At 53.5% G+C, this 12,213-nt stretch carries 13 protein-coding genes; 11 read left to right on the top strand and 2 right to left on the bottom strand.

Translation table 11 applies throughout. From position 1 onward, the window contains the following. Window positions 1-67 precede the first annotated feature (67 nt). Window positions 68-2,206 carry a cell division protein ZapA gene (gene zapA, locus EXW96_RS24900; RefSeq protein ID WP_174351679.1) on the top strand — a complete coding sequence of 713 codons (2,139 nt, stop codon included), beginning with the start codon at window positions 68-70 and terminating at the stop codon, window positions 2,204-2,206. Window positions 2,207-2,210: 4 nt separating this feature from the next. Then, window positions 2,211-2,783 carry a CvpA family protein gene (locus tag EXW96_RS24895; protein WP_174351678.1) on the top strand — a complete coding sequence of 191 codons (573 nt, stop codon included), beginning with the start codon at window positions 2,211-2,213 and terminating at the stop codon, window positions 2,781-2,783. A gap of 122 nt (window positions 2,784-2,905) precedes the next feature. Here EXW96_RS24895 and EXW96_RS24890 read toward each other — a convergent pair whose 3' ends face one another. Both EXW96_RS24890 and EXW96_RS24885 read right to left on the bottom strand, forming a co-directional pair. Continuing rightward, window positions 2,906-3,307 carry a cupredoxin domain-containing protein gene (locus EXW96_RS24890; RefSeq protein WP_174351677.1) on the bottom strand — a complete coding sequence of 134 codons (402 nt, stop codon included), beginning with the start codon at window positions 3,305-3,307 and terminating at the stop codon, window positions 2,906-2,908. Between the two features lie 208 nt (window positions 3,308-3,515). Then, entirely contained in the window at window positions 3,516-3,881 is a 366-nt protein-coding gene (locus tag EXW96_RS24885) for a phage holin family protein (RefSeq protein ID WP_054818674.1), read from the bottom strand. A gap of 196 nt (window positions 3,882-4,077) precedes the next feature. On the opposite strand from EXW96_RS24885, the gene EXW96_RS24880 reads away from it, so the two are divergent. The 9 genes from EXW96_RS24880 to EXW96_RS24845 all read left to right on the top strand — a co-directional run bounded on the left by EXW96_RS24880 (window position 4,078) and on the right by EXW96_RS24845 (window position 12,202). Beyond that, window positions 4,078-6,456 (top strand): endonuclease MutS2, encoded by a 2,379-nt coding sequence (locus EXW96_RS24880; protein ID WP_062409438.1) that lies wholly within the window; start codon window positions 4,078-4,080, stop codon window positions 6,454-6,456. A gap of 166 nt (window positions 6,457-6,622) precedes the next feature. Continuing rightward, window positions 6,623-7,303: a PspA/IM30 family protein gene (locus EXW96_RS24875; RefSeq protein WP_074728842.1), complete on the top strand. Its 681-nt coding sequence runs from the start codon at window positions 6,623-6,625 to the stop codon at window positions 7,301-7,303. A gap of 99 nt (window positions 7,304-7,402) precedes the next feature. Then, window positions 7,403-7,822, top strand: coding sequence for a DUF350 domain-containing protein (locus EXW96_RS24870; protein ID WP_062411011.1), 420 nt, complete (start codon window positions 7,403-7,405; stop codon window positions 7,820-7,822). After that, on the top strand, window positions 7,822-7,947 hold the full coding sequence (locus EXW96_RS28145) for a hypothetical protein (RefSeq protein WP_256380563.1): 126 nt from the start codon (window positions 7,822-7,824) through the stop codon (window positions 7,945-7,947). Before EXW96_RS24870 ends, EXW96_RS28145 begins: the two co-directional genes overlap by 1 nt. A 24-nt stretch (window positions 7,948-7,971) precedes the next feature. Next, window positions 7,972-8,469, top strand: coding sequence for a hypothetical protein (locus EXW96_RS24865; protein WP_062409437.1), 498 nt, complete (start codon window positions 7,972-7,974; stop codon window positions 8,467-8,469). Window positions 8,470-8,610: 141 nt separating this feature from the next. Then, window positions 8,611-9,933, top strand: a complete 1,323-nt coding sequence (locus EXW96_RS24860) for an MFS transporter (RefSeq protein WP_074728844.1) — start codon at window positions 8,611-8,613, stop codon at window positions 9,931-9,933. A gap of 116 nt (window positions 9,934-10,049) precedes the next feature. Continuing rightward, the gene (gene cysK / locus EXW96_RS24855) at window positions 10,050-10,976 is read left to right on the top strand and encodes a cysteine synthase A (protein ID WP_074728846.1); all 927 of its coding nucleotides are present in this window, start codon (window positions 10,050-10,052) and stop codon (window positions 10,974-10,976) included. A 185-nt stretch (window positions 10,977-11,161) separates the two neighbouring features. Beyond that, complete coding sequence (locus tag EXW96_RS24850) at window positions 11,162-11,533, top strand: hypothetical protein (RefSeq protein WP_254611565.1); 372 nt, start codon at window positions 11,162-11,164, stop codon at window positions 11,531-11,533. A gap of 177 nt (window positions 11,534-11,710) precedes the next feature. Then, a complete protein-coding gene (locus tag EXW96_RS24845; protein WP_062409434.1) occupies window positions 11,711-12,202 on the top strand; it encodes an Lrp/AsnC family transcriptional regulator in 492 nt (163 codons plus the stop codon). Window positions 12,203-12,213: the final 11 nt, after the last annotated feature.

Raw genomic sequence — 12,213 nt, 5'->3', positions numbered from 1 at the left:
TCCGTATCGAATGTTTCTAGGATACGGAGAATTTTTTTGTTTGTTCTGGAAAGGGGAGCAGCGTTTCGTGAGCGGTGAAGATAAAGTCCGGATGACCGTAGACATCTATGGCACTCAATATAAGCTGATTTCAAGGTCGAGTCCTTCTTATATAAAGAGCGTTGCGGCGCTCGTCAATGATCAAATGCATCGAATTGCCGAAAGCAGTCCCCGGCTGGATTTGCCCAAAATCGCCGTGCTGGCGGCGGTGAACATGGCGGATGAATGGACACGCATACAGAAGGAGCTGGAAAGCACGCTCGCCAAGGTGCGGCAGCTTGAAAAAGCGCAGGATGATCTGGCGGAGCTCCGTGGGATTCATGCGCAGCAGCAGGAGGAGCTGTCTGCCGTAAACGAGCGGTTGGCCGCCGTAACGGCGGAGCGGGATGCGCAGCAATCCGCATTCGAGCAAGCCGAGCTGGAGTCGGCTGCACTTCGTGCGGAGCTGAATCAGCTGGAGGACCTGCGGAAGAAGCTGGAAACGGAACTGGCGGAGGTACGGGAGCGGCTGGACGGTCAATTGGAGCTGACCGGAGAGCTGGAACGGCAGCTGACGGAAGCAGTCGGGCGTACGTGGGAGCTTGAAGAGCGTGTTCATTCGGATGCGCAGGAAGCGGAGCGCCGCGAAAAGCAGCTGCGGGAACTGGAGCAGGCGAAGCAGGGACTGGAGCGGCGTATATCTGAGCTGGAGAAAGAGAAAGACGGCCTGCAAGGCCGTGCGGCTTCGCTGGAAGCGCAGCTCGTCAAGCAGGCGGATGCGGCAAAGCAAACGGGACAGCGCCTCTCTGCACAGGAGGCTTGCGTCCGTGAGCTGGAGCAGCGTTTGCAGACCGTACAGGCCGAGCGGGACAAGCTGGTTGAGCAGCTTGCGACGTGGGAGCGGCAGTATGCTGAGCTCAGCGATCAGCTGGACCTGCTCCAGGAGCAGGTTGCCAAGCGGGAGCAGGAGATTGAGCTGCAGGTAACGCTCTACAACGAACTGCAGCAGCAGGCAGCGGAAGAGCGTGTGCAGGCGCAGCAGCGTGAAGCGGAGCTGGCAGAGCAGTTGGAGCAAAAGCGGCGGCTGCAGATGCAGCTGGGCGAACAGCTGGAGAAAGGCCGGGAACTGCAGCAGCTTAATGACAAGCTGCAATCGGAGCTCGAGGCGCTGCGTCGCGAGCATCATGAGAAGCAGGAAGAGCTCGGGCTGCAGGAGGAACTTTACCGTGAGCTGGAAACAGAGCTTGAAGGACTGCGGGATCAAAGCAGTTTGCGCGAAGCAGAGCTGCAGCGGCAGCTGGCGGATCAAGAGAAGCGGCACGCCGGGGAGCTGGCGGCCGTGCGCAATCGCGCCCGCGAGGAAGCTGCGGAGCAGGAAGCGGCTCTGGCGGAGCTCGAGCGGAAGCTGTCCGAGCGCGAAGCGGAGTGGAAGCAGACAGCCGACGGGTTGGAGGCGCGCCGGGCGGAGCTGGAACGGCAGCTCGCGCAGCAGCAGGCGTACAATCTGCAGCTGCAGGAAAGCAGCAGCCAGTGGCAGCAGCGCAGCGAGTCGCAGGCGGCTTATGCCGACGAGCTTCGCGCCAAGGTTCATGAGCAGCAGGAAGAGCTTGAACTGCAGCAGGAACTGTATGACGAACTGCAGGGACAGTATGACGAGCTTCAGAAGCGCGTCGTTTCCCAGGAAGCGCAGGCTCGGCAAACGGCGGAAAGGCATGAAGCGTATAGGGCGGAACTGGAAAGCAAGCTGGCTGAACGCGAAAGCGAATTAGCCGAGCTGCGCCGCGAACGCGAGGCGGCAGAAGAGCTTAGCAGGGCGCTGGTAGAACAGTGCGCTGCGCTCGAAGAACGGCAGATCTCCGCGCAGAGCGAGCGGGATGTGCTCCAGCAGCGGCTTGCCGCACAGGAAGCCCGCATTGTTGAGCTGGAGGCGCAAGCCGAACTGGCAAAGAAGCTGGGGCGTGATTTGACGGAGCAGCAGGAAGAGCTTGAGCTGCAGATAGAGCTGTATAATGAGCTGCAGGAACAGTTGAACGCACAGGTGCAGCAGCATAAAGCGCTGCAGGCCGAATACGGACAGCAGCTGGAGAAGGCGGAACAGGTATATCAGGAACTGGAGACCTTGAGATCCGAATACGAAAAGCTGCAAATCGAATATAACGAGTGGATTGAGCTCGTGGAGAAGGAATAGAAGAATGAACGGATTGGATTGGGGAGTACTGGTGATCTTGGCTGTCGGGATCGTGCTCGGCTATTCACGTGGGTTCATTGCCCAGCTCCTCTCGATCGCCGGCTTGTTCGCGGCTTACCTGATTGCATTTGCATTCTACGATGATGCAGCGCCATGGTTTCAAGGAATGCTCGGATATTCGGGACATGAAACTTACTCAAATGATGCGTTCCTCACACAAGAGCTGCATCTGGATACTTACGTGTACAATGCGCTTGCTTTCGCTTTCCTGCTGTTTGGCGCCAAATTCGCTTTCAGCATGGCCGGACGTCTGTTAAACCTGTTGACGGCGGCACCGGGACTCAAGCAAATTAACCAGTTTAGCGGTGCGACATTAGGCTTTATTGAAGCTGCGTTGATTGCCGTAATTGCCGTCCACATCATGACCGTGCTTCCCAACGACACGTCTCAGCGGCTGTTGAAACAATCCGCTTTGGCTCCTTATATCCTGGAGCGGACACCGGTCATCACGGAGAAGCTTCAGGAGCTGTGGAAGAGCCGGGCGAATGGGGATCAGGCGGCCGGACAGTCCGGTTGATTTGATCGATGCTGTCGTTAATCGGAAAATAAGTTCCGGCTCTAAGGCACACGATAACCGAATACGAAAAAAACAGCCCCACCCGCCATTGCCGTACGGGATGAGGCTGCTTGTATATGAGCTTATGCTTCAACGATTAGCTTGGCTCTCATAGCCATATGGCCGGAGCCGCATGGAATGGAGCAAATGATATCATAAGAGCCTTCTTTGTCGACGATCACCGTCGCCGATTTTTTATTATTGTCCAGATTCACTTTCAGTCCGTTAATGGCGATCCCGTGAAGCCCTTCTTTGTTTTCCAGCGTAAAGGTAACTTCTTGTCCTTTTTTCACCTTATATTCTTTTTGGTCAAAAGCAAAATTGGTGGCAATCAGCTTGACTTCCTGGGACGATGCGGAGCTTCCTGCCGCTCCTCCTGCTGTGTTTTCATTGGCAGCAGGCTGCGAAGCTTGCGGTTTTGTACCGCAGGCAGACAGTGCAAATATAAGGCCGACAGCCACAATACTGATCATCCACTTTTTCATATGATCATTCCCCCTACCCGGTTGATTAAAGAATTGTTTATGTATATATTACCAATATCGGCTTCGTTTGGCTGTGTCAGGGCCGTGACAGACATGTGAAAAGATCGTGACCGAAGCCCGTGTGCATCAAAACAAAAATGGTATCCGGTTAATCCTGTATGTGCTGCAAAAAGAAAAGAACTGCCCCATGACCGGGACAGTTCCTTTGTTACTTGGCGCCTTCGCGTTTCGATGCGTGTTCAAAGGGAGTCTTGACCGGAATAAACAAATCGATGATCCCGATCACCAAGGCGGCCAAAATGGCGCCGATGATGCTGGTCGATACTCCGGTTACGATAAACTGCGCCAGCCAGATGATAAGGGCGCTCGTAATGAAGCCTACGACCCCCCGTCCAAATGGCGTAATTTTTCTGCCGAAAACTCCTTCGATGATCCACGCCGCAATGGCGATTACCAGTGCCAGAAAGAAGGCGCTCCAGAATCCCCCAACGGAAAATCCGGGAACAATCCAGCTTACCACCAGCAGCATGATGGCGGAAACGACAAATCTGACGAGATGGCCAAGCAAATGCATCTGCAGATTCCTCCTTAAAATACGTTAGTCGCGACGCTTGAGCTTCGCGGGCTTGAAATTAGCTTTACCGCGGACAAAACGCTTTATAAGTGGCAATCCTTAGGGTATCCATAGCTTAACGGCTCCGACTTGGATATAATAGTATAGCGAATAGCTTTTTCGGTTCTCAAGAAAGGCAGGTTTATAACCAATTCCAATGAAAACAAATTCATCATACAATCAAAAAATATTGTCCACCCTCGATTTTCACGCCGTGCTTCAGCGTTGTTCGCAGCACGCTTCCACATCTATGGGGCAGGAACGCGTCCTTTCGCTTGAGCCGAGCGGTGTATTTTCCGAGGTGAAACGCAGGCTGCAGGCTACCGATGAAGCCGTGAATGTGGAACGCCTTAAGGGCGGGGCTCCATTTGGCGGTATACGCGATATTCGCGCAGCGGTTCACCGCGCCCGGATCGGCGGTATGCTGAATCCGGCGGAGCTGTTGGATATCCTGCTGACATCCCAGGGCGGCAGACGGCTGAAGAAGTTTCTGGAAGCCCTGCATGAGGATTATCCGATACCGCTGCTGATCGAACTGACGGAGCCGATGACCGATCATAAAGCGATAGAGGACCGGATCCGGGCGTGCATCGATGAAAATGCGAATGTGGCCGATTCCGCTACTCCCGAGCTTGCAAGGATACGTCAAGAGCTGCGCGGCAGCGAATCGAAAGCCCGAGAGCGTCTTGAGCAGATGATACGGACGCCGTCGATCCAGAAGATGCTCCAGGAAAATCTGGTAACGATGCGTAACGACCGCTACGTCATTCCGGTAAAACAGGAATACCGCGGCCACTTCGGCGGAATGATTCACGATCAATCCGCATCGGGAGCAACGCTATTTATCGAGCCTGAAGTTGTGGTACAGATGAACAATCGCGTTCGGGAGCTGAAGCTGAAGGAAGAAGCGGAGATTGAGAAAATTTTGCGCATGCTCTCCGCGCTTGTCGCAGAAGCGGCTGATCCGCTTTTGGTGAATGTGGAGGCATTGGCGGAGCTGGATTTCATCTTTGCCAAAGCCGGGCTTGCCCGTGAGATGAAAGCGACGCTGCCGATCTTGAACGACCGCGGGTTCATCAAGCTGAAGCGCGGCCGGCATCCGCTGATTTCACCGGACAGCGTCGTACCGATCGATGTGGAGCTGGGCAACCGCTATTCGGCCATCATCGTTACGGGCCCGAACACAGGGGGCAAGACTGTCTCGCTCAAGACGATCGGCCTTCTGTCGCTCATGGCCATGGCCGGATTGTTCGTGCCCGCCGAGGAGGGCAGCCAGCTTTGCGTCTTTGATGCGATTTATGCGGATATCGGGGATGAGCAAAGCATCGAGCAAAACTTAAGTACGTTCTCCAGTCATATGACCAATATCATTCGCATCTTGAAGGAAATGACGCCCAAGAGCCTGGTGCTGCTTGATGAGCTTGGAGCGGGTACGGATCCGGCCGAAGGCTCGGCGCTTGCGATATCCATTCTGGATTATATTCACCGGATGGGCTGCCGCATCGTAGCCACGACGCATTACAGCGAGTTAAAGGCATACGCCTTCGATCGCCAGGGCGTCATCAATGCCAGCATGGAGTTCGATGTCCAAACGTTGAAGCCGACTTACCGGCTTTTGGTGGGTGTGCCGGGGCGAAGCAACGCTTTTGCCATCGCCGAGCGGCTCGGTCTGGCCAAGCCGATCATCGATCATGCCCGGGGGCAGGTCGGCGAGGAGGATCAGCGCGTCGAGTCGATGATTGCGACGCTCGAAGAGAACCGGCTGAAGGCGGAGGCGGAGCGTACCACGGCGGAGCAGCTTCGCCTCGAGGTCGAAGCGCTCAAAGAGCAGCTGGCGAGCGAGCGACGGCGCTTCGAGGAGCAGCGCGACAAGCTGCTCGAGCGGGCCGAGCTTGAGGCGCGCGAGGCGGTGGCTAAAGCCCGGCGCGAGGCCGATGAGGTCATCAAGGAGCTGCGCAGACTGCAGCGGGAAGAAGGAAGCGGCGTAAAGGACCATAAGCTGAGCGAGCTCAAGAGCCGGCTGAACAATGCTGCGCCGGAGCTGAAGAAGGCGTCCAAGGCTCCGAAGAAAAAGCCGGAGGCGATCGGACCGGGAGACGAAGTCATCGTCACAAGCCTTGGTCAAAGAGGGCATGTGGTGGACATCGTGAACGCTCAGGAAGCGAATGTGCAGCTGGGTATCCTCAAAATGAAGGTGAAGCAGGACGATCTGCAGCTTGTGAAAAAGGCTTCCTCACAGACGAAAACGCCTCCGAAGGCAACTTCAAGCCTGAAGCGGACCAGGGAGGATAACGCAAAGATGGAGCTTGATTTGCGGGGGGCAAATGTCGAGGAAGCGATCATTGAGGTGGACCGGTTTCTGGATGAATCCTATCTGGCCAATTTCGGACAAGTGTATATTATTCACGGTAAGGGAACCGGCGTTCTGCGGTCGGGGATTCAGGAATTTTTGCGCAAGCACAAGCATGTGAAAAGCTTCCGGATGGGTGCGTATAATGAAGGGGGCGCCGGGGTGACGGTCGCGGAGCTGAAATAATACCAGCTGCAACCATCCGTTTTCCCGGCCCGGGAACTGATTCTGAATTTTTCTTTACTTTTGAAACTCCGTGAGAAGATTGTCGTATATAAGAGTAAAGCATCGATGTTCCACAAGCTCTGCAGGCTAAAAACATAACCATTTCATATTTCAGGAGGGCTCCGATATGGGGATTTTTAAGAGACTGCGCGATTTGACGATGGCTTCGATCAACGATTTGCTCGACAAGGCGGAAGACCCGGTAAAAATGCTCAACCAATTTTTGCGCGATATGGAAGAGGATATTCGTGAGGCCGAAGTTGCCGTTGCGAAGCAAATTGCCATTGAGAAGAAATTCAAGCAGCAATATGAAGAAGCGTTTGAAATGGTTCAGAAGCGGGAAGAACAAGCGCTCAAGGCTCTGGAAGCGGGGAATGAAGATCTTGCCCGCCGCGCGCTTCAGGATAAGAAAGAGCACCAGCAGCGCCATGATGAGATGAAGGGGCAGTTCGAAACGGCCAAGGCTAATGCCGACCGCCTGCGCAGCCAGCTTGCCGAAATGAAGGATGAATTCGCCAAGATGAAGAACAAGAAGGATATTCTTGTAGCCCGTGCTGAAGCTGCCAAAGCGCAGAAGCAGATCAACCAGGCGATGTCCGGATTCGGCACAGACAACGCCGCCAAGGGATTCGACCGGATGAGCGAAAAGGTGCTCCAGCTGGAAGCGGAAGCGGAGGCCAGCGGTGAGCTGAACTCCAGAGGGAAAAGCCTGGACGACGAATTAGCCGCTCTCGGCAAAAATGACGGTGTAGACGATGAATTGGCCGCGTTGAAGGCGAAACTCGCAGCGAGAAAGCAAGCGGAGTAAAAGATTCACAAGCAAAGCGGAGACTGAAAGGATGGCACTTTCAGTCTCTTCGATTGTTGTCTTTGCGCTTCAAGGAAAAGGCGGGGAGAATCGACCATGATGAATGAAGAGGTGGGACGCATGATAGCAAATCCATACATGGAAACGTTGGCATTTTTTTCTGTCGCCGTGCTGGCATTAATCGTTTTTCTGGCATTGTTTGAACTTGTAACGAAGTACAAGGATTGGGACGAAATCAAGAAGGGCAATCTTTCCGTAGCGATGGCGACCGGCGGCAAAATTTTCGGGATTTGTAATATATTTCGTTTTTCCATTCTCAATAATGACACGATCTGGCACTCGCTGATCTGGGCCGGCTTCGGATTCCTGCTGCTGCTGATCGCTTACTTTATATTTGAGTTTTTGACACCGTATTTCAAAATTGACGAACAGATCCAGCAGGATAACCGGGCGGTCGGCTTTTTATCCATGATTATTTCGATATCGCTTTCTTACGTTGTAGGCGCCAGCGTCACCTGATGGAATCCGGATCGTTGTTCGATTTGAAGGAGGAACGTCCTGTGAAATATTTATGGGGCACCTTGTTGGCGCTTGCGCTTGTGTTTTTGGGCGCGGGCGTTTACTATTTTATTAATCATGCATGAGTTGAATAAAGGGAGGAATATTGTTTGCCGCAATCCTATGACTCTCTATGCCCTTGGTGCCACACCGAAATTGTCTGGGATCCGGAGATCGGCCCGGAAGAAACGTGTCCGCACTGCTTCAACGAGCTGGGAGATTACCGGAGTATAAATATTACCGTCAAGCCGTCGGATCAGCAGATCACGTACGATGACGAAGAAGAGGACGATTACGATCTGTCCGACGAAGACCTGGAGCTGATAGATGAGTATGAAGAGGGTGTGCAGCGGGTGCTGGACAGTCAGGAGGATGCTCCCGAATGCGCGGCATGCCACAGCTTGATGCTGTATGCCGGAACGCAAAACGGATCACAAGGGTTCGCGCCGTTTGTGCACGGGAACTTGAAGCAGCCCCTGCTTAAAGCGTCTTTTTCGTCACAGGTTTATGTTTGTCCTTCCTGCTTCAAGGTAGAGTATTCCTTGGCCGAGGAGGATCGGCTTGCCATGATCGAGCTGCTCCGTTCAAACGGCAAATCATCGTCATAAATCGTGGGGGGAGGCGTTCGCGCCTTTCCCCGCTTTCTCTTTAACCGGGGATTCAAAGGTTTGTCATATTGCCGGCATCGCTCATGTTTTTTGTCTTTTTGGGAAGCTTAACTAAGACATTACATGGGATTAGGTGAGCGAATGCATTCCGGAACTAAACATTTTCCAGACCATTGGACTCGTAAAAGCAGCAAAAGCGGAGCAGGTCATGAGTGGCGGCAGGTCCGCAGGGAAGTCCCGGGAGGCGGGGGCCGTGAGGGATCGGGGAAAAGCGCTCCGTTAACGGGACAATCGCGGCTGCTGCTGACAGTCAACGGATTATTTGCCGCCGCCAACGCTTTATCCGGGGTCTTCGTGAATGTATATCTCTGGAAGGCTAAGCACGATTTTTCGGTCATTGGTTGGTTTACATTAGTACATCACCTCTCGATGGCTTTGACGTTCTGGCTGGCTGGCAAATGGGTGAAAGAACATAATAAAATGAACTGTTTGCGAACGGGAGTGGCGGTTGCCGCGCTGTTTTATTTGCTTGTGCTGTGGTTTGGCGAGCAGTCGGCGGATTATTATGTGCTCCTTGGGGCTGTCCAGGGGCTGTCATCCGGTTTGTTCTGGTTGGCTTTTAATGTCGTTTATTTTGAGGTGACGGATCCGGACAACCGCGACCGGTTTAACGGTGCAGCAGGACTGCTCGGATCGGGAGCGGGGATGATCGCCCCCTGGATATCGGGGTTTCTTATTGTCCGCATGCAGGAGACCAACGGGTACCGCCTTATTTTTACATTGTCCCTTATCGTATTTTGCATCGGCGTGATCGTCAGTTTTTTCCTGAAAAAACGAAAAACCTCGGGAAATTATGAGTGGTTCCTGACCTGGCGATGTTTACGGCAAAAGGATACGGCATGGCGCAAGGTCGGTCTGGCTTTGATGGCGCAAGGCGTACGGGAGGGCGTGTTCGGCTTTTTCATCGCCCTGCTCGTTTTCGTCCATACCGGCAGCGAGATGAAGCTGGGCAATTTTTCGCTTCTGACCTCGGCCGCGGCGTTGATCAGTTTTATGCTTGCGGGCCGATGGCTGCGTCCGGAATACCGGCCTAAAGCTTTACTGATCGGGGCGGTTATGCTGGTGCTGATTATTTTTCCTTTTTTCTGGAAGGTTGATTTTGTTACGCTCCTGATGTTCGGTATTGGAGCGGCCGTATTCTACCCGCTATATGCCATACCCATGACATCGATCGTTTTTGATCTGATCGGAGGCGATGAAGAAAGTGTGAAGCGCCGGGAGGAATATATCGTGATGAGGGAGCTTGCGCTCAATGCGGGACGTCTGCTGGGTACGGCGGTATTCATTACGGTGGTATCCCTGACCCGGTCCCCGGCAGCCATGAACTGGCTGCTGCTCGCCATTGGCAGCTCGCCGATCGCGGCTTGGTATTGGATGCGTAAAGTGAAGGCAGATAAAGCTTAAGGCATGGTTGTAAGCGCGTGCCAGCTTGACAAAACATTCCCTCCCGCTAAAATAAGGGGACAGAGGATTGGTAGTACGGAAGCTGGAGGTTTCTGTACGTTAAGGGAGGCTGCAGCATGGGTTCAAGTAAAAAGATGGTAAACAGCATCACAGAGCTGATCGGGGATACGCCGGCCGTTCGGGTCAACCGTCTCGTAGGCCAGGATGATGCGGAGCTTTACGTGAAGCTTGAATATTTCAATCCGAGCGGAAGTGTCAAGGATCGTGCGGCGTTCAATCTGATCGCTCAGGCGGAAAAGGATGGCCGGATTCGTCCGGGCGCTACGATCATCGAGCCGACAAGCGGAAATACCGGAATCGGGCTGGCGATGAACGCGGCGGCAAAAGGGTATAAAGCGATTTTGGTTATGCCGGACAATATGACCAAGGAGCGGATCAATCTGCTGAAGGCTTACGGAGCGGAAGTCGTACTTACTCCCGCTGCGGAACGCATGCCGGGCGCCATCAAGAAGGCGCTTGAGCTGCAGGAGCAAATACCGAACAGCTTTATTCCCCAGCAGTTTGAGAATAAGGCGAATCCGGATATCCACAGAGTAACGACGGCTCTGGAGATCATTGAGCAGATGGATGGGCGGCTGGACGCCTTTATCGCCACCTCGGGCACCGGAGGGACGATTACCGGTACCGGGGAAGTGCTCCGTGAGAAGCTTCCGGGGATCAGTATTTATGTCGTTGAGCCTAAAGGATCGCCGGTTCTGTCGGGCGGACAGCCCGGGCCCCATAAGCTGGTCGGCACCAGCCCGGGCTTTGTGCCTTCGATTCTGAACACGGATGTTTACGATGAGATCGTGCAGGTCGCTGACGAGGACGCACTGCAAACGACGCGTGACTTGGCGAGGCTTGAAGGTATCCTGGTCGGCCCGTCTGCGGGAGCGGCGGTATGGACCGGTCTGCAGGTAGCTCGCAAGCTTGGCCGCGGCAAACGTGTGCTGTGCATTGCGCCGGATACGGGAGAACGGTATTTGAGCATGGACATATTTTGATGGCAGCGGCATAGGGGAAGCGGCGGGACAGTCCAGGGCGGACAGCTCCCGCCGCTTTTTTTGTATAGAGAAAGTGTGCGGAAAAAGGTTGCATAAATATTCATTATTATGTATAATAATAAACAAGGGAGCGGGAAACCGGTCCTTCTGATTTTTGAACATCTTACTGGAGAGGGGAACCTTTCATGAAAATCGCACTGCATAATGAGCTTCCGGGCGAGGCGCAGTTTCAGCAGTTGATCGATTCCGTTTCCGCACATTCTGGCCAGAGCGGAGAATTTTCATACGAATCGTACTCTCATAGTGATCGTGTTATAGCCGCTTACGATCAAGGACGGCTTGTCGGACTGGGTCGTCTCGTGGATGCCGATCAGAGCAGGATTGAAATTACAGTGCTTCCCGGGTACCAAGGGCGGGAAATTGAAGGATATATGGTAAACTTCTTACAGCTCACAGCTTCTGCCATAGCTAGTCTGCTTCATAAGTCGATGATCAGCCTCCATTACTGTGGGGGTTTTTTGTCGTCCATTTCCGGCTGCATGTCATGCTCTTTGTAATTTTGCTTTGCCAAATGACGGGCGATAGGTGTAATATGTAGTAATAATAAAAGCTTCCGGTCGAAGCCAGCCGAAGAATGGATACCATGGTAAAGCCGGAATTTTATGGATACAGAAAGGTTTGATTTTCATCGAACTTCTTTTCTGTCATTTTAAGCTTTGTAGGAGGGCGCATCCATGGAACAATTCAAAATGAAAATCATTGAGCTGCTCAAAGAAGATGCACGCCGCACGCCGGCCTTGATCGCAACCATGCTCGGGGCTTCCGAGGCGGAAGTGGCGGAGGCGATTCAAGAGCTGGAAGAGGCGAATGTGATCGTAAAATACGCTACGGTCGTTAATTGGGCCAAAGTGGACAGCGAGAAAGTCACTGCCCTCATTGAAGTGCAAATTACGCCGGAACGCGGACGCGGCTTTGACGCGATTGCCGAACGCATTTACTTATATCCTGAAGTGAAATCGGTCTATTTGATGTCGGGCGCATATGATCTGCTCGTGGAGATCGAAGGCAAAACGCTCAAAGAGGTGGCGTCGTTCGTTTCCAATAAGCTTTCCCCGATTGATCGGGTATTGTCGACGAAGACGCATTTTATATTGAAAAAGTACAAGCAGGACGGGATTACCTTCGAAGATCATGAAGATGATCGCCGCCTCTTGATCTCACCGTAAAGGACGCTGAG

Origin of the sequence: Paenibacillus sp. JMULE4, assembly GCF_013337105.1 — a bacterium.
Lineage (GTDB): Bacteria > Bacillota > Bacilli > Paenibacillales > NBRC-103111 > Paenibacillus_G > Paenibacillus_G naphthalenovorans.
The sequence above is the reverse complement of the archived record's forward strand: the minus strand, read 5'-3'. Positions and strand labels throughout refer to the sequence as shown.

What these genes read in the sequence shown, in the direction of transcription:
- EXW96_RS24895 (WP_174351678.1), top strand. Translation starts at nt 2,211, where the DNA reads ATGAACGGATTGGATTGGGGAGTACTGGTGATCTTGGCTGTCGGGATC.
- EXW96_RS24890 (WP_174351677.1), bottom strand. Translation starts at nt 3,307, where the DNA reads ATGAAAAAGTGGATGATCAGTATTGTGGCTGTCGGCCTTATATTTGCA.
- EXW96_RS24885 (WP_054818674.1), bottom strand. Translation starts at nt 3,881, where the DNA reads ATGCATTTGCTTGGCCATCTCGTCAGATTTGTCGTTTCCGCCATCATG.
- EXW96_RS24880 (WP_062409438.1), top strand. Translation starts at nt 4,078, where the DNA reads ATGAAAACAAATTCATCATACAATCAAAAAATATTGTCCACCCTCGAT.
- EXW96_RS24875 (WP_074728842.1), top strand. Translation starts at nt 6,623, where the DNA reads ATGGGGATTTTTAAGAGACTGCGCGATTTGACGATGGCTTCGATCAAC.
- EXW96_RS24870 (WP_062411011.1), top strand. Translation starts at nt 7,403, where the DNA reads ATGAATGAAGAGGTGGGACGCATGATAGCAAATCCATACATGGAAACG.
- EXW96_RS28145 (WP_256380563.1), top strand. Translation starts at nt 7,822, where the DNA reads ATGGAATCCGGATCGTTGTTCGATTTGAAGGAGGAACGTCCTGTGAAA.
- EXW96_RS24860 (WP_074728844.1), top strand. Translation starts at nt 8,611, where the DNA reads ATGCATTCCGGAACTAAACATTTTCCAGACCATTGGACTCGTAAAAGC.
- cysK (WP_074728846.1), top strand. Translation starts at nt 10,050, where the DNA reads ATGGGTTCAAGTAAAAAGATGGTAAACAGCATCACAGAGCTGATCGGG.
- EXW96_RS24850 (WP_254611565.1), top strand. Translation starts at nt 11,162, where the DNA reads ATGAAAATCGCACTGCATAATGAGCTTCCGGGCGAGGCGCAGTTTCAG.
- EXW96_RS24845 (WP_062409434.1), top strand. Translation starts at nt 11,711, where the DNA reads ATGGAACAATTCAAAATGAAAATCATTGAGCTGCTCAAAGAAGATGCA.